The following is a 25,090-nucleotide window of genomic DNA, read 5'->3' as shown; positions in this document are numbered from 1 at the left end:
GCAAAGAAGTTGATTCCAAAAGTTTTACGATGTTACTTATCATCAAATAACGCGGCAACACCTTGAGATACGGTTAGCTCACCGTTTAGGATTTGACGCTCTAAATTGCTCACTTGCGCTTTATTTTGCGCATCTCCGTAAAATGTATCAATCAAATGATCCGTAATCATCGAACGGAACCAATCTCGCGTTTGTTCGTTACGACGAATATGGAAATAATCACTTTGTTCCCCAGTTTGTACGAACTCATTAATCGTTTCCCAAACATCTGTTAATCCCTTTTGTTCCAACGATGACACCGCTAAGGCACGCGTTACCCAACCTGGCGTTGCAGGCTGTAGGAAATGAAGAATTTGCTTATACTCTTGTACTGTACGTTTAGCAACACGAACATTATCGCCATCTGCCTTATGTACAACAATCGTATCTGCAAGCTCCATAATGCCCTTTTTCATACCTTGTAGCTCATCTCCTGCCCCTGTTAATACAAGTAACAAGAAGAAATCGACCATACCACGCACATATGTCTCACTTTGACCGACACCTACTGTTTCAATCAAAATAACATCATAGCCCGCTGCTTCACAAAGGAGCATCGTCTCACGCGTCTTTTTATGCACACCACCGAGCGTTCCGGCACTTGGCGACGGACGAACAAACGCATTTGGCTGCTTCACAAGCTCTTCCATACGTGTTTTATCCCCTAAAATACTGCCGCCTGATAGTGACGAACTTGGGTCGATAGCAAGTACTGCCACCTTTTTCCCCATTTTCGCTAACATCGTCCCGAAAGCTTCAATAAACGAGCTTTTCCCCGCACCAGGTACACCTGTAATACCAATACGTACAGCTTTTCCTGTATCCGGTAATAACTCTTGTAATAGCTTTTGTGCTTGCTGACGGTGCTCAAAATTTGAACTTTCGACAAGCGTAATCGCTTTTGACAATTGTAAGCGCGAACCCGATCTTACATCATCCGCTAGCTTTGGAATGTCCAGCTGCTCTTGCTGCTTCTTTTTAAAGCTGCGACGCGGTGTGGCGTGTAAACCATCATGGTTACGCCCCACACCTTTCATCACATGTAAAGCCGATTCATTATTGTTTGGCATTATTCAGCCACTTCCTCATACCCTAAGCGCGCATAAATAATTTCAATTAATTTCATTGACGCTACAGGTAATACTGTACCAGGTCCGAAAATTGCTGATGCACCGTTTTCATATAGGAAGTCATAATCTTGCGCTGGGATAACGCCGCCGCAAACGATAATAATATCTTCGCGACCTAATTTTTTCAGTTCGTCACGCAGTTCAGGTACTAATGTTTTATGTCCTGCTGCTAAGCTTGATACACCCACAACGTGAACGTCATTTTCAACAGCCATTTGTGCTGTTTCTGCTGGTGTCATAAATAATGGAGAAATATCTACGTCAAAGCCCATATCCGCGTAAGCTGTTGCTACAACTTTTGCACCGCGGTCGTGACCATCTTGACCCATTTTCGCCACTAAAATACGTGGACGACGCCCTTCGTTTTCTAAGAACTCTGCCGTCATTTGTTGTACTTCTGTAATTTGCTCAGACTCTGAGTAGTTTGCAGAATATACACCAGAAATTGAACGGATAACCGCTTTATGGCGACCAGATACCGCTTCAATCGCATCTGAAATTTCACCAAGTGACGCACGTGCACGAGCTGCGTCTACGGCTACTGCTAATAAGTTTTCAGAGCCATCTTTTGCTGCTTGTGTTAAACGAGCTAAATGCTTTTGCACTTCTTCTTCGTTACGTTCAGCTTTCATTTGCTCTAAACGCTTAATTTGTTGCTCACGAACTAACGCGTTGTCGATATCTAAAATTTCGATTGGCTCTTCTTGTGCTAAACGATATTTGTTTACACCAACGATTGTTTCTGAAGTCGAGTCGATTTTGGCTTGGCGTTTTGCCGCTGCTTCTTCAACTTTCATCTTCGGTAAGCCTGTTTCAATCGCTTTTGCCATACCGCCAAGCTCTTCAATTTCCTCGATTAATGCCCATGCTTTTTCCGTTAACTCATCCGTTAACTTCTCAACGTAGTAAGAGCCACCCCATGGATCGATTACTTTTGTCATACCTGTTTCTTCTTGTAAGAATAATTGTGTATTACGTGCAATACGAGCTGAGAAGTCTGTCGGTAACGCAATCGCTTCATCTAACGCGTTCGTGTGAAGTGATTGTGTATGTCCCATTGCAGAGGCATTCGCTTCAAATAATGTACGTGTTACGTTGTTGAATGGATCTTGCTCTGTTAATGACCATCCAGACGTTTGAGAGTGTGTACGTAATGCTAATGTTTTCGGATTTTTCGGGTTGAACGTTGACATCATTTGTGCCCAAATACGACGTGCTGCGCGCATTTTTGCCACTTCCATGTAATAGTTCATACCGATTGCCCAGAAGAATGATAAACGCGGTGCGAATGAATCGATGTCGATACCCGCCGCTAAACCTGTACGTACATATTCAAGACCATCTGCTAATGTATATGCTAACTCGATATCATTTGTCGCACCCGCCTCTTGAATGTGGTAGCCCGAAATTGAAATAGAGTTGAACTTTGGCATGAATTTTGATGTATATTCAAAAATATCAGCGATAATTTTCATCGACATTGCTGGTGGATAAATATACGTATTACGTACCATGTATTCCTTTAAGATGTCATTTTGAATTGTCCCTGCTAATTGCTCAGGTGTTACCCCTTGCTCTTCTGCTGCAACGATGTAGAATGCTAAGATTGGTAATACTGCCCCGTTCATTGTCATCGATACAGACATTTGGTCAAGTGGAATTGAGTCAAATAAAATTTTCATATCTTCTACTGAGTCAATTGCTACACCTGCTTTACCAACGTCACCTTTTACGCGCTCATGATCTGAGTCGTAACCACGGTGTGTGGCTAAGTCAAACGCTACCGATAAGCCTTTTTGACCCATCGCTAAGTTACGCTTGTAGAACGCATTTGATTCTTCTGCTGTAGAGAAACCAGCGTATTGGCGTACTGTCCAAGGACGAGCTACATACATTGTTGGGTAAGGTCCACGTGTATTTGGCGCAATACCAGCTACATCATCTAAATGTTTTAACCCTTCTGTATCTTGAGCTGTATAAACATTTTTCACTTCAATGCCTTCGTTTGTTAAAAACGTGCTTGAAGCGTGCTCGCTGTTTTGTGCTAATACATCTTCAATTGCGACTGTGTTAAAATTTGGCTTGCTCATCGCTGAACCTCCTTCGTTGTTGCTAGAACACCTTGTACTTTTTCAATAATATTTTGGCCTGCAAATACGTAACCATCAACACCTGCTTGTGCAAATGCTGCTTCGTCTTCTTTGAAACGACCCGCTACGTCTACAACTTGACCATCTTTTTTCGCTGTTAAAATCGCCGCGATATGCTCTTTCACATCATCATCTGTTGCTGCGATGATAATATATGATGCATCCGTTTGTGATAAGTATGCTTGTACTTCTTGTACTGTTGCAAACGGTGCTGTTTTTTCAGGCACGATGCCTACTGTATTTAAAATACCTGATACGAAATCAGCGCGTGGTTTTACTTTCTTTAACTCACCGAATGATACAACTGCAGCTTTTACGTTTGAAGCGACTGCTTCTGCACGTAATGTTTCAAATGGTATAGCAATACGTTGTACGTCTGCGAATTGACCATTTTCCTCTTGCGCTACTTCATCTTGTGGGTTGGCGTAAATATTTGTACCGATTAATGATTGCTTACGTGATTGTGTTGCTTTCACACGTGCTTCATATGCCGCTTGTACATCTGCGTCAAATTGTGCTGCGAACGCATCTAAGCCACCCGCTTCTTCAATTTGTAAGAAGTATGCCCATGCATCTTTTACAAGTGCTGCCGTTAAATCTTCAACGAAGTATGAACCACCAGCTGGGTCTTGTACTTTTAATACATGTGTTTCTTCTTTTAATACTAATTGTACGTTGCGTGCAATACGAATTGACTGCTCAGTCGGTTTTGATAACACATCATGTGGATGTACCGTGAAGAAGTCCACACCGCCGATTGCACCTGATAACGCTTCGTTACCAGCACGTAATAAGTTTACGTATACATCATATTTAGAGAAGCTACGTACTGACGTTTCCGCTACAACTGGTACAGCCCCGTTTGCACCATAAGCTGCCGTAAAGGCTTGCCATAACACTTTCATCGCACGAACTTTCGCTACTTCCATAAAGAATTGTGTGTCAATTGCGAAGTTTACGAAAAATTTTGATGCAAATGTGTCGAAATCTTGTTCTTCATTCGCATATTTAGCTGCCGATGCTAAAACATATGCTAATTCTTGAACTGCTGTTGCGCCTGCATTATGCACTGTAACAGCGTTTGCACAATAAGTTCGAACTTTTCCGAACTTTGAAAGCGTTACCGTTTCTGTTGAAATAATAAAGCCTTCCACTTGAGAAGCCTTGTCGTCCGCAATATAGTCAAATGCCTTTAATAGCGCATCATCTTGTCCTTGTACAATCAGTTTAAATGAATATTCAGTTAAATAATCTGCGATTTGTACAAGTACGGCTTCATCCCATATGAAGTTTACACGGCTATCAATTGTTAATGCTTCGTTACCACGTGCTAACGAATCCTTTAAGTTTTCAATAAAGCTTTCTGCCGTATCGCCGTATACTTGCTGTGCAACTGTAAAGTCATTTGAAAATTTATTCGCACGAACTGTTGCAACTTGCTTCTCTAATTGTTCACCTAAACGATCAATTAGCATTTGTTGTGTATACAGTGGCTCCAGAGTGATTCCTTCTGCCGTTTTTGTAAACAGTGATTCGAAAGGTTTTCCTTTCAATGCTTTCACTGCCGCGTCTTGCCACTCTGAATAAGAAGCAGCGTTAAATTCAATATTTTTCATCGTATTTGCCATAGTGGACGCTATACTAGCTTTCCCCCCTTAGATGTTTCTGTTTTCTATTCTATAACATAAATGCGAGAGTTCAAAGCAAAAAATTAGCGAAACCCTATATTTCATCGGGTTTCGCTGCGTTTTCAGTCGACTGACATCTGCTGTTTATCGAAGTTTTCGAGTAAAAATTTTACGTGCTGTAGAAATTTTCCGCAAATTAAGCCATCTAAAATTCTATGGTCAATTGATATACATAAATTTGTCATATATCGTCCTGCTAATACATTTTCTTCTATAAATACTGGTTTTTGATTAATAGATTCAATCTGTATTATAGCAGCTTGCGGATGGTTAATAATGCCTTTTGATAATGTAGAGCCAAATGCACCGGTGTTGTTTACTGTAAATGTACCGCCTTGCATTTGCTCCATCGTCATTGTACCTTCACGAACAGCTGTCGTTAAACGATTTAGCTGCTTCGCTAAGCCTCGTACTGAATAATCATCTGCGTGTTTAATAACAGGTACGTATAGCGCATCATCTGTTGCAACTGCAATGGAAATGTGTACATCTTTATGCTGACGAATGACATCGCCTTCCCATGTGCTGTTGAGAAGCGGGAATTTTTTTAATGCTTTCGCTACCGCTTCAATGAAGAACGGTAAGTATGTTAGCTTAAAACCTTCTCGTTCATAAAATGCATCTTTCACTTCATTGCGGTATTTCACTAAATTTGTCACATCAATTTCCATCGCCATCCATGCATGTGGAATTTCATGTAAGCTACGCGTCATTTTTTCGGCAATAGCACGGCGTACACTACTCACTGGGATTAATGTATCTCCGTTATCATCGAGCGTTTCTTTCGTAATTTTCTTTTGTGGTGCAGATGTTGTCGTTTGGGCTTGCTCAACAACTGCTTCTGCTCGTGCTGGTGCTGGTGTCGGAGCACTTACCGGTATGCCGTCTTCAATGACACGCTTAATATCGTTTCGTGTAATCCGACCGCTCGCTCCTGTGCCGACTACTTGCTGTAAATCAATATTATGCTCAGCAGCTAAACGCATCACTACCGGTGAATAACGTGCATGACTGCCTGCTTTTTTTGCTTGTGGTACAGCTGTTTGTTTTGATTGCTCTTGTGGCTTCGGTGTTTGCTGCGGTACGGGTGCTGACTCCTCAGTTGTCCCTTCGCCTGTATCAATCGTACAAATGACATCACCAACAGGTACGACATCGCCCACTTGTGCAATATGCTCACCCATTATGCCGCTAAACGAGCTTGGCACTTCCGCCATTACTTTATCCGTTTGTACTTCTGCAATCGGGTCATATTTCTCAACACGCTCACCCGGTTGTACAATCCATCGCTCAATCGTTCCTTCTGTAACACTTTCACCCAGCTGTGGCATCGTAATATTCTTCATCGCTTATCCCTCCTATTAAAATGCCGCAAGCTCGCGCATCGCATGTTCAATTTTATCTGGATTCATCATAAAGAATTTTTCCATTGTTGGTGCATACGGCATGGCTGGTACATCTGGGCCAGCTAAACGTCGAATCGGCGCATCTAAGTCGAATAAGCAATGCTCGCTAATAATGGCTGCCACCTCACTCATAATGCTGCCTTCTTTATTATCTTCCGTAACAAGTAATACCTTACCTGTCTTTTTCGCCGCTTCAATAATCGCTTCTTTATCGAGCGGGTACACTGTGCGTAAGTCAACAATCTCAACTTCAATGCCGTCACTTGCTAAACGATCCGCTGCCTGCATCGCAAAGTGAACACATAAGCCATACGTAATAACCGTTATATCACTGCCTTCACGTTTCACATCTGCTTTGCCTATCGGTACAATATAATCATCTTCTGGTACATTGCCTTTTAATAAACGATATGCACGCTTATGCTCAAAGAACAATACGGGATCCTCATCACGTACAGCTGCTTTTAACAACCCCTTGGCATCATATGGTGTAGACGGAATAACAATTTTTAAACCGGGTGTCCCTGCAAATAGCGCCTCCACAGATTGCGAATGATACAGCGCCCCATGAACGCCACCCCCAAATGGCGCACGCACAACAAGTGGACAATGCCAATCGTTATTTGAACGGTAACGCATCTTTGCTGCTTCCGATACAATTTGATTCACAGCGGGCATAATAAAATCCGCAAACTGCATTTCAGCAATCGGACGCTTGCCATACATCGCTGCTCCAATCGCTACACCGACAATCGCACTTTCCGCAAGTGGTGTGTCCAGTACACGTGCTTCGCCAAACTGTTCATGTAAGCCTTTTGTTGCTTTAAATACGCCACCTTTATGTCCAACGTCTTCCCCTAATACAAACACATTCGGGTCACGTTCCATTTCTTCCTTCATTGCCAGCGTAATCGCATCAATATAACTCATCATTGGCATCCGTCTCACTCCTCACCGTACACGTATTGTAATGCTGTCTCTGGTGTTGCATATGGCGCTTCCTCTGCATAATCTGTCGCTTCGTTCACCAGTTGTTTAATGTCTTGATGCATGTTTTCTAGTGCCGCGGTATCTAGTACACCGTGTTCGACTAAATACGCCTCAAAACGTGGTAAAGGGTCTTGCTCCTTCTGTGCCTCTAACTCTTCACTTGAACGATATTGGCGTTGGTCATCATCCGAAGAATGCGCAGTGAGTCGCAATGTCATCGCTTCAATAATTGTGCCACCTTCGCCATTTTTCGCACGCGCTACCGCTTCCTTTGTGACGCGGTATACTTCTAACGGGTCTGTACCGTCAACGCGAACCCCTTGCATGCCATAGCTAGATGCACGTTCAGCAACCGTAGCAGATGCTACTTGCTTTTCAAACGGTACAGAAATAGCGTAACGATTATTTTCAACAAATGTAATGACCGGTAGTTTATGCACCCCTGCAAAGTTCAATCCTTCATGAAAATCCCCTTGGTTTGTTGACCCTTCGCCAAGCGATACAAATGTGACAAAATCTTTGCCATCCATTTTTCCTGCCAGCGCCACACCAACCGCATGTGGAATTTGCGTTGCAACCGGTGAAGAGCCTGATAAAATATTACCCTTTTTATAGCCAAAATGCCCCGGCATTTGACGCCCACCTGAGTTTGGGTCTTCTGCTTTTGCAAAGGCTGATAACATAATATGCTTCGCTGTCATACCGAAGCGTAAAACAACGGCTAAATCACGATAGTATGGTGCAACATAATCCTCTTGTGGGTTTAGCGCAAATGCCGCTCCTACTTGTGCCGCCTCTTGCCCTTGCCCCGAAATAACAAACGGTACTTTTCCTGAACGGTTGAGCAACCACATACGCTCATCTAACTTTCGTGCAAGTAGCATCGTGTAATACATATCAATGACTTGCTCATTCGATAAACCAAGTTCTTGATGCTTCATCTAACCATCCCCTGTCTGTTAAAAATGAATCGCGCGTTTATCAAGCAATAATGCCGCTTCGCCTAGCCCTTCTGCTACCGTTGGATGTGCCATAATCGCAAGCCCTACTTCTTCCCCACTTGCATTGACTGTCATCGCTAAGCTGCTATGAGCAATTAACTCGGTCGCTTGTGTGCCAACAATATGCACGCCGATAATATCGTTTGTCTCTGCATGTTCAATCACCTTAATAAAGCCTGCCGTTTCACCATGTACACGTGCTTTCCCAACCGCACTTAACGGCATTTTCGCAACGCGTATATTTTGGCTATAGGCTTCCTTTGCCTGCGCCTCTGTCATGCCGATATATGCAGCTTCTGGATAGCTATAAATACAGGCTGGTACATGCAATGGATTAACCGGCTCTATTTTCTGTCCTGCAATATGCTCTGCTGCTAGCATTCCTTCTCGCATTGCGACATGTGCCAGCTGCGGTGTTGCAATGCAATCGCCAATCGCGTATATATGTGCTTCTTTCGTTTGATAATGTTCATTGACACGAATATAGCCATGTTCCACAACAATTTCGGTATTTTGTAAACCTAAGTCTGTCACATTTGCTTCACGACCAATCGCTAAGCATGCTTTTTCTACGTCAATAACATGTTTCTCTTCACCTTGCACAATGGTAGCTGTTACACCATGTTGTTGCACGTCTACTGTTTCAAGCTGTAACGCCGCATTTGTATAAACCGTGACACCGCGTCCGCGTAATTGCTTCTCGACTTCTTTGGCAATATCCTTATCCGCCTGCGGTAAAATATGTGCAGCTGTCTCGACAAGCGTGACTTCAACACCGACATCAATAAACATCGATGCCCATTCAACACCAATTACGCCACCACCAACAATGAGTATGCTCGTTGGTAACTGCTCCATCTGAACTAAATGGTCCGAGGATACGATACGTTCACCATCAAATGATAACGCTTCCATTTTTCGAGGTTTGCTACCCGTTGCTACAATAATATGCTGTGGCAATAACATAATATTTTCTTCACCGTTTTCTTGTTCAACTGAAATCGTACCTGGCATTGGCGAGAAAATCGACGGTCCTAAAATACGTGCATAGCCGCTATACACACTAATTTTGCCCTTTTTTAGCAAGCTTTCAATACCTGCTTGTAACTCTGCTACAATGCGATTTTTCCGTGTAAAAGCAGCTTCAAACTGAAATGTTGGTGTATCGGTAATAATGCCGTACTCTGCTTGTTCACGTGCTTGGCGTAAACGCGTAGCAGACTCTAAATACGTCTTCGTTGGCATACAACCACGATGTAAACACGTGCCACCAACTGCTTCTTTTTCGACAAGCGCTACTTTCATCCCTAATTGTGCGGCACGAATCGCTGCACTATAGCCACCAGGGCCTCCTCCAATGACCACTACATCATAGTTTTCCGCCATACTCGGTCACCCCTTTTTCATGTTTAAAATATGTTTACCATTTTGTAAAAACTGACTACGTGATTTAGCAACTGATGCAATACGTTGCTCTGCTAAACGGTTCGCTGCTAAATATGTTGGAATCTTTTCGTCGTGTGAAATCGCAAATATTTTTTCTAAGCTGCCGTAAATTTTTTCAACGCGTGCTTTTGCTCGTTCGTGATTGTAGCCGTATAACTCATCCGCCACATTAATAACGCCACCTGCATTAATTACATAATCGGGCGCATACACAATACCGCGCTCGTATAAAATTTGTCCGTGACGCGATTCTGCTAATTGGTTGTTCGCCGAGCCTGCAATGACACGGAATTTCATTTGATCAAGCGTTGTATCATTCACAATTGCGCCTAATGCACATGGTGAGAAAATATCCGCTTCTTGCTTATAAATATCATTCGGGTCCACTGCCGTTGCACCAAACGCCTCAACTGCACGGTCTACTGCTGCTTTATTAATATCTGTCACAATTAGCTTGGCACCTTCTTTATGCAAATACTCGCACATTGAATAGGCTACATTCCCTAAACCTTGCACCGCAATTGTTTTGCCTTCTAACATATCGCTACCAAACGCCTCTTTTGCTGATGCTTTCATACCTAAGTACACACCATATGCAGTCATCGGTGATGGATTCCCTGACGAACCAAATGCTTCCGAAACGCCTGTTACATAATCGGTCTCTTCATGAATTAAATCCATGTCCATTACAGTTGTTCCAACGTCTTCTGCCGTAATGTAGCGACCATTCAGTCCTTGTACGAAACGCCCTAATGCGCGGAACATTTCTTCGTTTTTATCTTTAAACGGGTCACCGATAATTACGGTTTTCCCGCCGCCTAAATTTAACCCTGCTGCTGCATTTTTATATGTCATTCCACGCGCTAAGCGTAGAGCATCTTCAATTGCTTGATCTTCCGTTTGATACGTCCACATACGTGTCCCACCAAGTGCTGGACCTAATGTTGTGTCATGAATAGCAATAATTGCCTTTAACCCCGATGCTTTATCTTGGCAAAACACCACTTGTTCATAATCATATTTCTCCATGTATGCGAAAATCTCCATAACACTCATCCTCTCGAAAAATCATTTATTTTCTATAACATAACGTTTTATTGTCCAACAAGCAATTAAAAACTTTCTTATATAATATATTCAAAATTTTCAATATTTTCTAAATCGAAATCATCTCATATAGTGCCAAGAATAGATAGTGACGAATAACATTTTTTTCACATGACATGATTCACCAGTGGCATCTCATTTTTTTCGTGATATGCTTAAAGCAGAACGAAGCTTTACTACGACATCAAAGGGGTGGCTGTATGGGTCGTTTTTTAGCATTTTTAGTGTTATGTATTCCTGCTGTCCTAGCTGCATTCGGCATTAAATTAATGCGCGATACATTGTTTGGTATTTTAATGGCACCAATTCCGTGGCTATGGTTACAGTTTATTGTCGGCATTGTTAGCTTTGCGATTGGCTTCGGCTTCTTTGCAGGTTTTTTACTGCATCGTGACCGCAAAAATGGCAAAGTCGCACCAAAATTCCAGAAACAAAAAAAATCCGCACACGATTAAGTGTGCGAATTTTTTAGGTTTGGCGTTGAATGCGCGGCACAGCTGTTACATCATCAGCAATCCACCCGATGACAATATCATGCGGGGCTTGTAAAAACGATTCGTTGCCAACAATGCCGTAAAAACGACATGGCTTTTTTGCCGCCGCTGCTGCCTCTAGATTTTGTCGCTTGTACAAACGTTTATGAGCGTGAACCGCATCAACAAACGGATAGGCAGGTAACGATTGCCAATCAAATGCCTTTTTTACTAAATACGCGGTTTCTATATCAGGGCGACAATGCTTCACATACGCCAACACATCGATATGGAACGAGGAAACGTGGCTTCCTACTGGCAATGTAATCGATGAAAATAAATGATGAACCGCCTCTACTTGCCCGACAAATGTTTCCTTTAATTCAATATTGAGTGGCATTTGCTGTGCATTTGCCCATGCAACTACTTCATGAAATGTTAAAATTGGCGCACCGAAAAAACGACGGAAACGTTTCCCTACTTTTCGGCGCTGTAATTCTGCTAATGTAATCATATCCACTCGTCCAGCTTTCCCTGTTAGACGACGTAAATCTAAATCATGAAAAATAACGGCCTGTCCGTCTTTTGTTAATTGGACGTCTAATTCAATGCCATCTGCTTTGTGTATGAATGCAGTCTCAAATGCTTTTTGTGTATTTTCAAAAGCATGCAGCGACGCACCTCGATGCGCAAAAACTTGAATACTCACTTATACATTCAACTCCCCCATATCAATTTTAAATCGGCCATTTGTGCGCTTTGAAATACATTTACGCTTCTCACCAATCATTAAAATCGTACCCGGAAATACATCTTTTACAACATGAATTTCTTCATTTCCTGCATAACGCAATTCGCTCATTTCAATTTTCAGCTGACGGTCTAAATGCAAAGCACGTTCCGTCTGTGTGCGCAATGCGAGCTTTAATTCTTCAAATGCAACGAGCTGCTTTTGATTCAGACGCGATTCTAACGGTCGTAAACGTGTCAACTGCGTTTCAATTTCTTCAATTTGATCTTGAATCATTTTCAGCTCCGTCGCCTTTTTTTGAATATCATGCATCAGTAGCTCTTTATTGACCGCATCAATCCGTACTTCGGTTTTACGCTCATGTGAGTTTCCGAGAATGGCTACTTCAATCGAGCTTTTCGCACATGTCGTACCACCGATAATTTTACCTTTTACGGTATTCACAAACACTGAATGCCCTTGCAAATCTGAGCCGAGTGCATAAAAGCCAATATGTAATTCGTTTTCCGCTGTTACTTTTGCATCATTAATATGTTTCACATACACATTATTCCCAGCATATATTTCCGTTTGGCTTAACCCAAAAATACCACCACGAATATAAATATCTCCTTCATGCGATATAATTTTTGCCGCACCACTTGCCCCTTCTAAACTTTCAATCGAAATATCTCCCGTCGCAATCACAGAAAAGCCCGGGCTAACTGTACCAGACACTGTCACAGAACCATCAAAGTCAATATTGCCCGTACTTAACCCGACATCACCCTTAATCATTAAATGTTTGCTGACGCCCACAATCCCATGCGTCCGTTCAACAGCGCCATCAATACGTGAACGCAATATTATTTTGCCGTCCTCTTCTACTTCATACGCGGATTTACGGTCATATAACAGCGGCACATCGACACCTGGGGGAGCTGCTAACACCGTTCCATATATATTTTGGCCATCAATACCTGGCTGTGGGAATGTTTTTTCACCGAGCCATGCACCTTGCTTAATTTCATAAATAAAATTCATTTCATAATAATCTGCGCGACCGTCTTCACGTATAACAGGTTTACGTTCTGGTATTTCTAAATACGTAACAATCGCATCTTGCCCTCGCACTGGTTGTTGACCAATCGCAATTAAATGTGCTTTTCCTAAAGGTACGTTCATATAATCTAATTGCTGCACGCCAAACACAATGCCTTGCCGTTGTAATTCATCTTGAACATGAATCGCTGTAAACTGTGTAGCGATTTCATATAACGTAATTGTCGCAGTCATTTTATCACGTGATACATCGATAGAAAATGCTGGTTGCCATACACCAATTTCTACTGGTGCTGCTGTCGGCGTAGCCAATGCTTGCTTCAATGCTGTAAAATTTGTTAATTTAATGCGTGGGTATTGGCGCATAATTACGTCAAAGTTTTTCAAATCAAATCCTGATTGAAATGTCGTTACATATACAACTTGCTGTTGCTTCGATAACTCTAAATACTCATTACGATATATACTCATGGACTACCTCCCGCTCTTTCTGTCTCCTTATTATACCGTAATGGATTGTTGACAAAGAGGGGTAATAGTCCTTCATTATTTCTGCACCCTCTATTAACTTCCAATATTTTTACAGTAGAAAGTGTTATACCTTCTCGCTCAAACTCGTATTTTTATTTTTTTTTAATAAGATTTTATCATTACGCCCTATGCATATAAAAAAAAGACACTGTAAAATGAAAATCATTTCACAGTGTCTTTACAATTATAACGATTATGATTGTGCTATTTTTTGTTGTGCCTTACCCGCCACAAGCGCTATAAAGGCAGAGTTTTTTGGTTTCGTACATGTTTCATCTAGTTCTTTTCCCATAAGAACACGGCAAAACTCTTCCGCTTGCCTACTCCACGCGACTTCAATCGCATGCCGAATCGAACGCTCTACTCGTGTAGGTGTTGAGTCGCAGTATACAGCAATTTCTGGATACAGCACCTTTGTCACGGCTCCATTTAATAATGACGGCGTTTCACAGACCAATGCAACAGCATAACATAAATGTTTATATCCCCGAATGTGCATTGGGATACCTACCGCTTTTAAAATCTCTGAAATTTCATATTCTAACGGTGAAATGGATACTTGTTCTGTATGTAAAGAGTCTTTTTGAGGAAGTGCTCCAGTTGTCGTATAACCTGTCCACGTCAAAATCTTTGTTTCTAATTGTTCAAAGTCAAATGGCTTTAAAATTAAATATGTTGCCCCTAAGTTCAACACATGCTTCATAATATCTTCTTGACCAAATGCCGTTAACATCATAATCGATAAGTCTTTATACTTATCCATCATGCGTATTTTTTCCAATACCGCAATGCCATCTAAATGTGGCATAATAATATCGAGCAACAATAAATCCACATCGTGCTCTTCTAACATATCTAGACAAAGCTTTCCATTAGAGGCTGTTGCAACAATGTTAATTTGAGCATGATTGATAAAATATTCCTCAATACGGCGCACAAGTTCTTGATTGTCATCTGCAATCGCAACATTAATTTTTTTCACTTGTGTCCCCCCTCTAACGTTTTTCCTCTATTATGTCACATTTTTTTCGTAAAACATACCTCTTCGAAAAAAAGACATGAAAAAGACGTTTAGCGCTAAATTTTCAGCACTAAACATCTTGTTTTACATTTGTTGTTTTCGTTCCGCTGCCATTCGTAACAGCTCATTTGCATGTTGTAATGTTAAGTCCGTAATCTCTGTACCTGACATCATACGTGACAGCTCTTCCGTACGCTCTTGTCCAACAATTTCAGTTAACGTTGTAAAGGTGCGATTTTTTTCAACTTGCTTTTTAATAAAGTAATGATGGTCTGCCATCGCTGCAACTTGTGGAAGGTGTGAAATACAGAGTACTTGTGAGCCGCGCGAAATCGCTGCAATCTTTTCAGCAATCGCTTGTGCAACACGACCACTTACCCCTGTATCAACCTCATCAAAAATAATCGATGTAATGCCTGTTGTAGATGAAAAAATGGTTTTTAATGCTAGCATCATACGTGATAATTCGCCGCCGGATGCTACTTTGGGTAATGATTTTGGTGGTTCTCCAACATTCGTTGAAATATAAAATGCCACATAGTCTTGCCCATTACTATCGAGCGTCTCCTGCGGTAAAAATTTCACGATAAATTGGGCTTTTTCCATATGCAATGCACGAAGCTGTTGCATAATCGACTGCGCTAACAATTCACCTTGCTGCTCACGAATCACAGTCATTTCAGCGGCTAACACACGTAATTCTTTTTCCATTTTTTCTAGACGAACATCATTTTTTTGAATCATTTCGTCGCGGTTTAATAGCACTTGCAGTTCTGCATCAATTTTCGCATAGTACGCTAAAATTTCTTCAATCGTCGAGCCGTATTTGCGTTTTAATGATTGAATCAGTGCTAAACGCTGCTCCACTTCGTTTAAACGCTCCGGGTCAAACTCTAGCATATCCAGTGCATCTTTTACTTGATACGCAGCATCTTGCAATGCATAAAAAGCAGAAGACACCGCTTCTGATGATTCACTAAATTGCTGGTCAAGCTGGGCGACATCTTCTAACGCTGACATCGCATCGCCAATCCAGTCCAATCCTTTTTGCTCACCTAAAATGGCTTCATACGCAATATTCGTACGCTCGAATATTTTGTGGAAGTTTGACAGACGTTTTCGTTCATCTAGCAACTCATCTTCTTCATCTGGTTGCAAGTTGGCTTCTTCAAGCTCTTTAATTTGAAACTGGTATAAATCGATGCGCTGTGCAATGCGCTGTTCATCCATCGCTAGTTCTGCCGCTTCTCGCTTCAACTCGCGATAAGCAACAAAACGCTCTGCATACACTTGTTTTTTCTGAGCAATTGCATCGTGCGCGAAATGGTCTAATAAGTTAATATGAAATTTCTCATCCATCAGTTCTTGGTTTTCATGTTGGCCATGAATATCGATTAAACTGCCGCCAATCTCACGTAATATTGCCAGTGGGACAAGCTTACCATTAACACGACAAACGCTTTTGCCATTGCTGTTTAAATCACGGCGTAAAATAATCGTGCCTTCTTCCGCCTCAATTCCGAACTCTTCCAGTTTATTGTAAATCGGGTGCTCTGTTGCATGAATTTGGAATAAGCCTTCTAACTCCGCTTTTTTTTCTCCATGACGAATAAACTCCGCAGAGCCACGTCCTCCTGCAATTAAATGGACAGCATCAATAATAATTGATTTCCCTGCACCTGTTTCACCTGTTAATACTGTCAATCCTTCAGCAAAGCTAACCGTTAAATCATCAATAATGGCAAAGTTGCGTATACTTAGCTCTCTCAGCACATCCATCCATCCTTTATAGCATTTCTAGTAATCGGTTTTTAATCGCCTCTCGATTTTCCTCTGAGCGACACATAATTAAAATCGTATCATCGCCTGAAATTGTCCCTAAAATTTCGTCCCAATCCAATTGGTCAATCAACGCTGCAATCGCATTCGCATTTCCTGGAATCGCCTTCATCACTAAAAAGTGTGATGCACCATCAATTGAAATAAATGCATCTGCTAATGCACGATGTAATTTTTGAATCGGGTTAAAACGTTGGTCCGCAGGTAAGCTATATTTATAGCGTCCATCTGCTAATGGAACCTTCACTAAATGTAATTCCTTAATGTCGCGTGATACTGTTGCTTGTGTAACATTGTACCCTGCTGCTTTTAATTGAAACACTAAATCATCCTGTGTTTCAATATCATTTTTTGCAATAATGTCTCGAATACGAATATGTCGTTGGCCTTTATTCATGCAATCCACCTCTTATAAATAATTAAAGTATTGTATATTTACACTACCACCATTTCTGAAAAAGCACAAGAAAAAACACGGCTCAAAGACCGAGCTCGTGTCATTTCAGTTCACTATGAGCAGCATTTACTAGCCCTGCAAAATCTGTATAAGATTCTACATGTTGTCCCTCATGTGGATTCACTAAATGGAATAAAAATTCAATATTTCCTTCTCCACCAGTAATTGGGGAGAATGAGGCGTCCTTCACGACAAAGCCAAGACCTTCTGCCATTTTAGCTGTTTCTTCAAGTACCGCTAAATGCACTTTCGGTTCACGTACAATGCCTTTTTTCCCAACATTTTCTTTTCCTGCTTCGAATTGCGGCTTTACAAGCGCCATCACATCGCCACCTGGTACTAATAATGTCTTTAATACCGGTAAAATGAGTGATAACGAAATAAATGACACATCGATTGTCGCAAACTCTGGTAAACCTTCCACTAAATCTTCTGGCTTTGTATAACGGAAATTTGTTTTTTCCATCACTGTTACACGCTCATCAGAACGAATTTTCCATGCAAGCTGGTTAGAGCCGACATCTAGTGCATAACAATGACGCGCGCCGTTTTGAAGCGCACAATCGGTAAAACCACCTGTTGATGAACCGATATCTAGCATTAATTTGCCGTCTACAGTCATATCAAAGATGTCTAATGCTTTTTCTAATTTTAAGCCACCACGACTTACATACTTTAGCTGTGAGCCTTTTACTTGAAGCGGTGCGTCAGCCGGGATTTTTTCCCCGGCTTTATCAATACGCACTTCATTTGTAAAGACTAAACCTGCCATAATGGCGCGTTTTGCTTTTTCACGTGTTTCACATAAGCCACGTTCTACAAGCATAATGTCTACGCGCTCTTTCGGAGTTTTTGTCATGTATTACTGCCCTACTTTTTCTGTATTATTCACTAACGCCTCGATGCGACGTACTGCCTCATCTGCTGTTACGTTGATTTCTGCAAGTAACTCCGGCACATCACCATGCTCGATAAATTGGTCTGGAATACCCATACGCTCTATCGTCACATGTAACTTTTCATCATTCATAAATTCAAGTACTGCACTACCAAATCCACCTTGTAGTACAGACTCTTCAATTGTTAGTAACGGTAATTTACGTGCTGCTAGCTCACGTAACATCGCTTCGTCCATTGGCTTAATAAAGCGCGCATTCACAACTTCTACATCAATACCTTTTTCGGCTAATGCTTCCGCTGCTGCTAATGCCATTGGAATCGTCGTACCAAATGTTAAAATCGCTGCGTCTTTTCCTGCGCGTAGCACTTCCCAGCTACCAATTGGTAATGGCTGTAATGTCGCGTCCATCGGTACACCATAGCCGTTACCACGTGGATAACGTAGCGCAATCGGACCACCATCGTAATCAATTGCTGTCTTCACCATATGTTGTCCTTCATTTTCATCTTTTGGCATCATAATGACCATGTTTGGCATATGACGTAAGAATGAAATATCAAACACACCTTGATGTGTTTCACCATCCGCACCAACTAAACCAGCGCGATCGATGCCGATAATGACATTTAAGTTTGGACGTGCAATATCATGCAGTACTTGGTCGTATGCACGTTGTAAAAACGTCGAATAGATTGATAAAAACGGCTTCATTTTTTGTGTTGCAAGCCCAGCTGCCATTGTCGCTGCGTGTTGCTCAGCAATGCCGACATCATAAAAACGATGCGGGTAATCTTGGCGAATGCCCTCTAATTTTGACCCGACAGGCATGGCCGGTGTAATGACTGCGATACGGTTGTCATGTGCCATTTCCTTGCGCACCGTTTCAGCAATTAACGCTGACCAACCTGGACCTTTTGCAGCGGACTTCACAAAATCACCGGTTTCGATTTTGTATGGGCCCGTTCCATGCCAGTTACCGATTGTATCCTCTTCTGCTGGCTTGTAACCTTTACCTTTTTTCGTTAAGACGTGTACTAATACAGGTCCTTTTACTTTTTTCGCATATTCTAGATGATGTTCTAGTGCTTCAAAGTCATGTCCATCAATCGGCCCTAAATATTTAAAGCCCATCTCTTCAAAGAATACACCTGACACAACTAAATATTTTAAAGAATCTTTTACACGCTCCGCTGTTGAGGCAAGTTTCCCACCAACAAGCGGAATTTTTTGCATTAATGATTCTAATTCTTCTTTTGCTTTTGAGTAGTCGCGAGATGTGCGTAAACGACCTAACACACCATGTAACGCGCCAACATTCGGGGCAATTGACATTTCGTTATCATTTAAAATGACAATCATATTCGTTTTTTCATGACCAATATGGTTTAAAGCCTCCAGCGCCATCCCCCCGGTAAGCGCGCCGTCCCCAATAATTGGTACTACATAATTCGATTCCTTTTTGATATCACGTGCAGCTGCCATCCCCATAGCTGCTGATAATGACGTCGAGCTGTGTCCAGTTTCCCACTCATCATGTTCACTCTCGATAAGTTTCGGGAAGCCACATAAACCTTTATACTGGCGCAGTGTATCAAATTGCGATGCACGACCTGTTAAAATTTTGTGTACGTAAGCTTGATGGCCTACATCCCATAAAAACTTATCTGTCGGGCTATCGAAAATTTTGTGTAGCGCAATCGTTAACTCCACCACACCTAAATTCGGACCGATATGCCCGCCTGTTACAGAGCATTTTTCAATTAAAAACTTACGTACATCTTGTGCAAGTGATTTCAACTGCTCATGATTTAACTCTTTCAAAAAGGATGGACTAGTAATTGTTGTTAAATCCATCTCTTCACACACCTTTACTTTGGAATTCCTTTATAGTTGCTGTTTCCCCTATTATAGCAGTGATAATCGCATACTAAAAGTTTTTCACCTATCAAATTATTATGTGCTATACAACAGATAGCTATTTATTACGGTTGACGATATACGCAGCAAATTGTTGCAATAGCGTAGTATCAACAGTAAGTTGTGCTAATGCTGCTAATGCTAGCTCATAATGCTCGTTTAATTTTTCTTTCGCTCCGTCTAATGTTAACAATGCCGGATACGTGCTTTTTTCGCTCGCTACATCTTTACCCGCTGTTTTACCTAGCTGTTCCGTTGTTCCTTCAATATCTAAAATATCATCTTGGATTTGGAACGCTAAGCCGATATGGTGCGCATACGTAATAAGCGCTTGTCGTGTCGCCGCATCCGCTCCTGCAAGAATTGCACCCGATTCAATACTAAAACGTAGTAATGCGCCTGTTTTATTAATATGTACTTGCTCAAGCTCTTGTAAATTTAACAAACGCTTTTCGCCTTCCATATCTAAAACTTGACCGCCGACCATGCCGTTTGCTCCTGCTGTTTCACTTAATAGCTCCACTAATGCTACCTTTTGTTCCGCAGATACATCGGTACGTACTAATAATCCAAAACATAATGAGTTTAACGCATCTCCTGCTAATACTGCAACATCTTCGCCAAATACTTTATGATTCGTCGGCTTACCACGACGGAAATCGTCATCATCCATACATGGTAAATCATCATGAATTAATGAATACGTATGCATCATTTCAATTGCAGCAGCTACTGGCAATCCTTTTGTCAGCTCTTGTTCAAACATGTTTAGCACCGCTAGAACGTAAAGTGGTCGAATGCGTTTCCCCCCTGCATCTAGTGAATATTGCATCGACTCCTTCAATGAAGCCGGTCCTGATAAACGTGTAATTTCTTGCGCCATCGCTGCCTCAATTTGTGGTGTATATGTCGCAATAAATTGTTGTAACTGCTGTTCCATCATGTATTATTCTCCCTTCACCTGATCAAGTGTCATCTCATTACCATTTCGATCAACAATTGTTATTAATTGTTGCTCTGCATGTTGTAGTGTATCATGACAGCTCTTGGAAAGTGTCATACCACGCTTATATAAATCAATCGCCTGCTCAAGTGGGACATTGCCTTGCTCTAACTGACGTACAATTTCTTCTAACTGTTGCATCGACTCTTCAAATGTCATCGCATCTTTTGCCATTATCTTTCCTCCTGCTTAATTTGTTCAACGGTCGCATATAATGTACCATCTTTCATCGCCACTTGAATTGGCTGATTGTGTGATACATCGCTCACCGATGTGACAATATTGGACTGTTCATCATATACCGCCGCATAGCCACGGGATAAAATTTGGAGCGGATTCAATGCTTCCAGTGTACGTATTTGCGTTGTAAATTGTTGTTGTTTATCATGCAATATCGTTTGTAATACGCGTTGTAACTGTGCTTCTACTTGTACTAAACGGCGCTTTTCAGCTGTTAAACGCTGTTGTGGCGCTTGTTGCTGTAAGCGACTGTCGAGCTGAATAAATTGTTGCTTTTTCTTCATCAGAGACATATCCAACTGCTGTTGTAATAGCTGTTCTGCACGAATTAAACGCTCCATAAACGGACGATATAACCGTTCAGGCTGCGCCAAAGGGTACGACTGTGCTAAGCGGTCTAAACGCGCTCGTTCATGCGTTAACCGCGCTGAAATCATTTGGTGAATTTGTGCTTGCCTTGTTAAAATCGTGTGCACAACATCACGTTCATGCGGCACAGCGAGTTCTGCCGCCGCGGTTGGGGTCGGTGCGCGTAAATCCGCAACAAAATCTGCAATCGTTGTATCGGTCTCATGTCCAACAGCTGAAATAATCGGAATACGACTAGAAAAGATGGCACGCGCAACCACTTCTTCATTAAATGCCCATAAATCTTCAATCGAGCCTCCACCACGCCCAACAATTAACACATCACACTGCGCTTCTAAATTCGCCATTTCGATATTACTAGCAACAGATGCGGCTGCACCTTTCCCCTGCACAAGTGTTTCATAAATACGAATTTTCGTTTTCGGGTAGCGGCGCTGAATCGTTGAACAAATATCACGCACTGCTGCTCCGGTTGTCGCCGTAATAACGCCTACTGTTTCAGGGAAGTGTGGAATTGGTTGTTTCCATCTGCGCTCAAATAAACCTTCTTTTTCAAGCTGTTCTTTTAGCTGATTAAACGCTAAAAATAAGCCTCCAATTCCATCAGGCTCCATCGTTTGTACATATAATTGATAATTGCCCATCGCCTCATAAACATTCACTTCACCGCGAATAAATACTTGCATGCCCTCTTCAGGTCGAAATTTCAGCTGACCTGCTTGCGAGCGGAACATCGCAGCTTGTACGCGGGCATGTGCATCTTTTAACGTAAAATAAATATGTCCGGAAGTATGTATTTTCACATTCGAGAGCTCCCCTTTGACATATACATCTTTTAAATGCGGATCGGCATCGAATTTATATTTAATATATTTCGTTAACGCTTGCACCGTCAAATACGTCGTTGACATCGTTTTTGCCTCCTCGCTCTTTTGCCTATTCTATTATAATACAAAAAAGAAAAGAGTTGTGCTAAAAGTAACATACCTTTAGCGCAACTCTTTTTTCCATAGACTGTTTATCGTCGCGTTCCATCGTCGCCAAACATGCAGCAACCATTATCAGCGGGCGTTCGTTGCAACGTGGCAACTTGTATGAAATATGTGATTATTGATTCAGCTTCTGTTCAGCTGATTGAACTGTATTGTAAAGTAACATCGTAATTGTCATCGGACCAACGCCACCTGGCACTGGAGTAATGTGTGATGCAATGCCATCAACGCTTGCAAAATCCACATCACCAACAAGCTTATTATGTTCATCACGGTTAATGCCCACATCAATTACAACCGCACCTTCTTTTACGTGCTCAGCTGTAATAAAGTTTGGGCGACCTACCGCTGCGATAATAATATCCGCTTGCTTCGTATAGCATGGTAAATCCTTTGTCTTCGAGTGCGTGTACGTCACTGTGGCATCTTTTTGTAATAGTAGTTGCCCCATTGGTTTCCCAACGATATGGCTACGTCCTACGATTACAGCATGTTTGCCTGCAACTTCAATACCTGAATGCTCAAGTAATTTCATCACGCCAAAAGGTGTACAAGGTAAAAATGTTTCTTGCCCAAGCATCATTCTCCCGACGCTAATTGGACTAAAGCCATCCACGTCTTTTGATGGGTCAATTGCAGCAATAACTGCATCCTCATCAATATGCTTCGGTAGTGGTAATTGTACTAAAATCCCGTGAATATCATCACGTTCATTTAATGTTGCAATTTCTGCTAACAACGCTTCTTGCGTTGTTGCTTCGTCTAGCTTGATTAACTCTGAGAAAACACCAATTGCTTCACATGACTTTTGCTTGTTCGCAACGTATGTTTTTGATGCTGGATTATCACCCACTAGCACTACCGCTAGTCCTGGTGTTAAACCTTTTGCTGTTAAAGCCTCTACGCGCTGCGCTACCGCTTCGCGAATTTGTTGACCAATTTCTTTACCATTAATAATTGCACTTGACATTTCAGATGTTACCCCTTCCAACTATTCCCAACTATTTAGTTTCAATAAATTTAGAAAGCACGCCATTTACGAATTTACTTGATTTTTCGTCGCCGAATGTTTTCGAAAGCTCAATCGCTTCGTTTAACACTACACCATGTGGGGCGTCTTGTGAAAATCGTAATTCATAAACAGCAAGTCGTAATACCGTACGTTCAATCTTAGGTAAGCGGCTTAATGACCAGTTTTCAAGGTTGGCCGTTAATAGCTCATCAATTGCTTCTTTATGTTCAGTTGTTCCACGAACTAATTGCTCGAAAAATGAATTATACGCCGTTGCTTGTTCTTCTTCAAAAGAACGCTCTAGCGCGTGGTCCATTGCTTCTTCAAGTGTTAATTCCGTGTTGTCTAGCTGAAACAATGCTTGTAACGCTTTTTGTCGCGCTTCATGTCGTTTCATGGAAAACTCTCCTATCTAATTAACATTAGTTTTTATCATAGCACATTTTTTGTATATTAACAGTGCGCACTTGCAAATTTCGAAAAGTCAGTTTTATTTCATTAAAAATATGTGTCAATGAAGTGGCAACACTACATATTTGAGTGAAGTAATTGCTGTTCCTTAGCGGCAATATCCTGTAATTGATCATTCACTTCGCCTTGTTTTTCTGTTAACTTTTGCAATGTTTGGATAATGTCCTGCTTTGCTTGTATCACTTTACCCGCACTATTTTTAATTGTTTGGTGGATCGTAAGCGCTGAAAAAATGTCATCGAAGAAATAATCTGCAAAGCGAATTAAGCCATCTGGTTCAATTTGAAAAGATGTCGTCTCAAGCTCCGCCACATCTTGTAATTCATTATAAAACTGCTGAATGCGTTGCTGTGCATTGACAATATATAAATTTGCCTCATCAATTGCGTCATATTTTAAATAAGTCGCGACTAAGCTGCCACTCGTTAACATATCGACTGCTGAATAATCCTTCGTCTTCCCTAAATATTGCGCTACATCCACTAATGCTTGTAACGCCTTTTCTCCAGCACGAATCGCTTCTCGCAATTCCTTTTGCATTTGCTTGTAATAGCTTTCCGCTTCTTCATACTGCATTAACTTTTCATAAATGGCTGGTTTATGCTGTTCAATATACATTTTCTTTTGTAGCTTCACAAGCGTTAGACGTGCTTCAATTGCTTCAACATCAAGTTCATCAAGTGCCACCACAAGCTCGGTCAATTCTTCTTCAAATTGCTGAATCGACATCATTAACTGACGGCGATGAATGTCGAGTACCGCTAAACGGTCTTCCTGCTGCTTTTTTAGCCCGTCTAATTTCCCGCTCCATTGTCGTAGCCAATTGCGAAATGATACGCTATCTAGCCTTGTTAAATCCTCTTCATGCTGGCGTATTTGTACCACTAACTTCTCTGCATCTTGCTGTGCGTGCTGATATTGTCGTTCTAACGTTTCGAATAATTGTTTTTTCTTTTTAGCATCTTTTAACTGCAAGCGATATTGTTGCTCTTGTTCATTAAGCTGTTGCCACGTTGTCATAAAAAACATCTCCTATTCCGTATCCCATTCCTTTTGTATACGGTTTAGTACGCTAAAATGTTTCATATTCACCCGCAAGAAAAGAGCGTCCGAGA

General features: G+C 41.6%; 22 protein-coding genes. 1 reads left to right on the top strand and 21 read right to left on the bottom strand.

The features are described 5' to 3' along the window. Positions 1 to 32: 32 nt before the first annotated feature. The 8 genes from meaB to A6M13_RS01950 all read right to left on the bottom strand — a co-directional run bounded on the left by meaB (position 33) and on the right by A6M13_RS01950 (position 10,897). Positions 33 to 1,109: a methylmalonyl Co-A mutase-associated GTPase MeaB gene (meaB, locus tag A6M13_RS01985; protein WP_066542431.1), complete on the bottom strand. Its 1,077-nt coding sequence runs from the start codon at positions 1,107 to 1,109 to the stop codon at positions 33 to 35. Beyond that, on the bottom strand, positions 1,109 to 3,259 hold the full coding sequence (gene scpA / locus A6M13_RS01980) for a methylmalonyl-CoA mutase (protein ID WP_066542430.1): 2,151 nt from the start codon (positions 3,257 to 3,259) through the stop codon (positions 1,109 to 1,111). The genes meaB and scpA overlap by 1 nt, the downstream gene beginning before the upstream one ends. Next, a complete protein-coding gene (locus A6M13_RS01975) occupies positions 3,256 to 4,947 on the bottom strand; it encodes a methylmalonyl-CoA mutase family protein (protein WP_066542429.1) in 1,692 nt (563 codons plus the stop codon). The genes scpA and A6M13_RS01975 overlap by 4 nt, the downstream gene beginning before the upstream one ends. A 122-nt stretch (positions 4,948 to 5,069) precedes the next feature. Next, a complete protein-coding gene (locus tag A6M13_RS01970) occupies positions 5,070 to 6,353 on the bottom strand; it encodes a dihydrolipoamide acetyltransferase family protein (RefSeq protein WP_066542428.1) in 1,284 nt (427 codons plus the stop codon). Positions 6,354 to 6,368: 15 nt separating this feature from the next. After that, the gene (locus A6M13_RS01965; protein WP_066542427.1) at positions 6,369 to 7,352 is read right to left on the bottom strand and encodes an alpha-ketoacid dehydrogenase subunit beta; all 984 of its coding nucleotides are present in this window, start codon (positions 7,350 to 7,352) and stop codon (positions 6,369 to 6,371) included. Positions 7,353 to 7,357: 5 nt separating this feature from the next. Further along, positions 7,358 to 8,344, bottom strand: coding sequence for a thiamine pyrophosphate-dependent dehydrogenase E1 component subunit alpha (locus A6M13_RS01960; RefSeq protein WP_066542426.1), 987 nt, complete (start codon positions 8,342 to 8,344; stop codon positions 7,358 to 7,360). A gap of 18 nt (positions 8,345 to 8,362) precedes the next feature. After that, the gene (gene lpdA, locus A6M13_RS01955) at positions 8,363 to 9,790 is read right to left on the bottom strand and encodes a dihydrolipoyl dehydrogenase (protein ID WP_066542425.1); all 1,428 of its coding nucleotides are present in this window, start codon (positions 9,788 to 9,790) and stop codon (positions 8,363 to 8,365) included. 6 nt (positions 9,791 to 9,796) lie between these two features. After that, the gene (locus tag A6M13_RS01950) at positions 9,797 to 10,897 is read right to left on the bottom strand and encodes a Leu/Phe/Val dehydrogenase (RefSeq protein ID WP_066542424.1); all 1,101 of its coding nucleotides are present in this window, start codon (positions 10,895 to 10,897) and stop codon (positions 9,797 to 9,799) included. A 260-nt stretch (positions 10,898 to 11,157) separates the two neighbouring features. Between A6M13_RS01950 and A6M13_RS01945 the strand changes: the two genes are divergently transcribed. Beyond that, the gene (locus tag A6M13_RS01945; RefSeq protein ID WP_066542423.1) at positions 11,158 to 11,412 is read left to right on the top strand and encodes a DUF2627 domain-containing protein; all 255 of its coding nucleotides are present in this window, start codon (positions 11,158 to 11,160) and stop codon (positions 11,410 to 11,412) included. 13 nt (positions 11,413 to 11,425) lie between these two features. On the opposite strand, the gene A6M13_RS01940 is transcribed toward A6M13_RS01945, so the two are convergent. The 13 genes from A6M13_RS01940 to A6M13_RS01880 all read right to left on the bottom strand — a co-directional run bounded on the left by A6M13_RS01940 (position 11,426) and on the right by A6M13_RS01880 (position 24,995). Beyond that, positions 11,426 to 12,139: a glycerophosphodiester phosphodiesterase gene (locus A6M13_RS01940; protein WP_066542422.1), complete on the bottom strand. Its 714-nt coding sequence runs from the start codon at positions 12,137 to 12,139 to the stop codon at positions 11,426 to 11,428. Next, on the bottom strand, positions 12,140 to 13,693 hold the full coding sequence (locus A6M13_RS01935; protein ID WP_066542421.1) for a flagellar assembly protein A: 1,554 nt from the start codon (positions 13,691 to 13,693) through the stop codon (positions 12,140 to 12,142). It abuts the gene before it with no gap. 253 nt (positions 13,694 to 13,946) lie between these two features. Continuing rightward, complete coding sequence (gene spo0A / locus A6M13_RS01930; protein ID WP_066542420.1) at positions 13,947 to 14,735, bottom strand: sporulation transcription factor Spo0A; 789 nt, start codon at positions 14,733 to 14,735, stop codon at positions 13,947 to 13,949. Between the two features lie 123 nt (positions 14,736 to 14,858). Further along, positions 14,859 to 16,547: a DNA repair protein RecN gene (gene recN / locus A6M13_RS01925; RefSeq protein WP_066542653.1), complete on the bottom strand. Its 1,689-nt coding sequence runs from the start codon at positions 16,545 to 16,547 to the stop codon at positions 14,859 to 14,861. Positions 16,548 to 16,560: 13 nt separating this feature from the next. Beyond that, positions 16,561 to 17,010, bottom strand: coding sequence for a transcriptional regulator AhrC/ArgR (gene ahrC / locus A6M13_RS01920; protein WP_066542419.1), 450 nt, complete (start codon positions 17,008 to 17,010; stop codon positions 16,561 to 16,563). A gap of 100 nt (positions 17,011 to 17,110) precedes the next feature. After that, the gene (locus tag A6M13_RS01915) at positions 17,111 to 17,929 is read right to left on the bottom strand and encodes a TlyA family RNA methyltransferase (protein WP_066542418.1); all 819 of its coding nucleotides are present in this window, start codon (positions 17,927 to 17,929) and stop codon (positions 17,111 to 17,113) included. Between the two features lie 3 nt (positions 17,930 to 17,932). Then, positions 17,933 to 19,825 carry a 1-deoxy-D-xylulose-5-phosphate synthase gene (gene dxs / locus A6M13_RS01910; protein ID WP_066542417.1) on the bottom strand — a complete coding sequence of 631 codons (1,893 nt, stop codon included), beginning with the start codon at positions 19,823 to 19,825 and terminating at the stop codon, positions 17,933 to 17,935. 121 nt (positions 19,826 to 19,946) lie between these two features. Further along, complete coding sequence (locus tag A6M13_RS01905; RefSeq protein WP_066542651.1) at positions 19,947 to 20,828, bottom strand: polyprenyl synthetase family protein; 882 nt, start codon at positions 20,826 to 20,828, stop codon at positions 19,947 to 19,949. A gap of 6 nt (positions 20,829 to 20,834) precedes the next feature. Further along, positions 20,835 to 21,065 carry an exodeoxyribonuclease VII small subunit gene (locus A6M13_RS01900; RefSeq protein WP_066542416.1) on the bottom strand — a complete coding sequence of 77 codons (231 nt, stop codon included), beginning with the start codon at positions 21,063 to 21,065 and terminating at the stop codon, positions 20,835 to 20,837. After that, on the bottom strand, positions 21,065 to 22,411 hold the full coding sequence (gene xseA, locus A6M13_RS01895; RefSeq protein WP_066542415.1) for an exodeoxyribonuclease VII large subunit: 1,347 nt from the start codon (positions 22,409 to 22,411) through the stop codon (positions 21,065 to 21,067). Before xseA ends, A6M13_RS01900 begins: the two co-directional genes overlap by 1 nt. Before the next feature lie 196 nt (positions 22,412 to 22,607). Beyond that, a complete protein-coding gene (gene folD, locus A6M13_RS01890; RefSeq protein ID WP_066542414.1) occupies positions 22,608 to 23,462 on the bottom strand; it encodes a bifunctional methylenetetrahydrofolate dehydrogenase/methenyltetrahydrofolate cyclohydrolase FolD in 855 nt (284 codons plus the stop codon). Positions 23,463 to 23,493: 31 nt separating this feature from the next. Continuing rightward, positions 23,494 to 23,901 (bottom strand): transcription antitermination factor NusB, encoded by a 408-nt coding sequence (gene nusB, locus A6M13_RS01885; RefSeq protein WP_066542413.1) that lies wholly within the window; start codon positions 23,899 to 23,901, stop codon positions 23,494 to 23,496. 131 nt (positions 23,902 to 24,032) lie between these two features. Then, positions 24,033 to 24,995: a coiled-coil domain-containing protein gene (locus tag A6M13_RS01880; RefSeq protein ID WP_066542412.1), complete on the bottom strand. Its 963-nt coding sequence runs from the start codon at positions 24,993 to 24,995 to the stop codon at positions 24,033 to 24,035. Positions 24,996 to 25,090 lie beyond the last annotated feature (95 nt).

The sequence above is a fragment of the Caryophanon tenue genome, from assembly GCF_001700315.1.
In the GTDB taxonomy this organism is placed as follows: Bacteria; Bacillota; Bacilli; order Bacillales_A; family Planococcaceae; genus Caryophanon; species Caryophanon tenue.
Note: the sequence above shows the minus strand (reverse complement) of the source record. Positions and strands in the feature narration are given on the sequence as shown.